Origin of the sequence: Halomonas urmiana (assembly GCF_005780185.1) — a bacterium.
GTDB lineage: Bacteria > Pseudomonadota > Gammaproteobacteria > Pseudomonadales > Halomonadaceae > Halomonas > Halomonas urmiana.
Genome location: NZ_VBUI01000075.1, coordinates 1 through 893 on the forward strand (window position 1 = coordinate 1; position 893 = coordinate 893).

General features: G+C 64.1%; 1 protein-coding gene. It reads right to left on the reverse strand.

What is annotated here, in order from left to right; translation table 11 throughout:
- The coding region (locus FEI13_RS18810; protein ID WP_240036582.1) for an ISL3 family transposase at nucleotides 1–866 on the reverse strand (866 nt) is incomplete at its 3' end.
- Between the last annotated feature and the right edge of the window lie 27 nt (nucleotides 867–893).

Consider the following 893-nt stretch of genomic DNA (forward strand, 5'->3'; position numbering starts at 1 on the left):
CCCACGGGGCTGCCAATCAGGTAGATCATCGCGATGAAGTTGGCCTCGTTTCGGTAGCCGCGTGCGCGTGATCTGGCTGCCTGAAACAGGCCGTTCATGCCTTCCAGACGCGCGTTGGTCAGTCCCGATATCCAGCGCCTCACCACCTGCTCGGCATGTCGTTCGAGCGTCGTCAGGGCCTTCGCCATGGGCTTGAGCAGTGGCTGATCGGTGACCGCCTCCCGCATCACCTTGAGGTAATTCGTGATGCGCCACCGGGCGGCACGCGGCGTCGCAGCCTTCTGGATCCAGCGCAGCTTTTCCTTGATCACCCAGGCATCGGCGGTGGCGCCCCGATCGGCCACCAGCTCTTGTAGGGCGGCCAGCTGCTTGGCCGTCTGGTTGCCGTTTTCCAGGTTCTTCAAGACCGCCCACCGGAGGGCTTTGGGATGCCCCTTCTCACGGCGCTCCTTCTTGCGGACCTCGTCCAGCGCCTTGGTGAAGGTCTGCACGATGTGAAACCAGTCGACCGTCACTTCGGCGTTGGGCAGGTGCTCGGCAACGCCGCTCAGGAAGGCCTGAGACATGTCGCAGACCACCTCGACCACATTGTCCGAGTCACCGCCATGTTCGGCCAGAAAGCCGCTGAAGGCCTCGATGGCAGCCTTGCCGTGGCCGGGCACGGCGAAAATGACCGGCTCCTGTTGACGCTGCATGTCGAGGAACACCGTGACATAGCGCTGCCCCCGTCGTGAGGCCGTTTCGTCCACGCCGACAGCGGTCACGCCTGTCAGGTCCAGCTCACCCAGCATGCGGCCCACGTAGTGGTGCACGATGCGCCACAGGCGCTTGTCGGTGATCTCCAGTTGCCGGGAGACGGCCAGCACTGGCATCTCCTTGACGAGCGACATGGC